The following is a 347-nucleotide window of genomic DNA, read 5'->3' on the forward strand; positions in this document are numbered from 1 at the left end:
GTATGGCAGAAGAGCTGATCAGTCAGTTGCCATCGGCAGAAGAAATTCTGGCCCGGGAGTCCTTGCAGACAGAAGCCGCAGGCAAGGCGTTTACCGAAACCTTTGACCGTCGCCAGCAGCAGCTGGACAGCGCGTTGAATAATGTGCCGGACGAAGCCGCACTGAAACAATATCAGGCAGAAATAACCGCCCTGACAACAGAAAAGATCACCTCGCTGGAGGATTTTAACCAACGCAAGCAACGGCTTGAGGTTTTGCGGGAGCAGTTCAAGGCTGATAAAAAAGCCCTGAATACGGCCAAGGACCTGATTGGTGAAACACGAGTCGAAGTCACCCAGCGTTTGCAG

At 52.7% G+C, this 347-nt stretch carries 1 protein-coding gene; it reads left to right on the forward strand.

The features are described from left to right. Positions 1 to 347: hypothetical protein (locus Q4563_RS17575; RefSeq protein WP_303605415.1), on the forward strand; the 347-nt coding region annotated here is incomplete at both ends.

This window comes from Gilvimarinus sp. 1_MG-2023 (genome assembly GCF_030548285.1).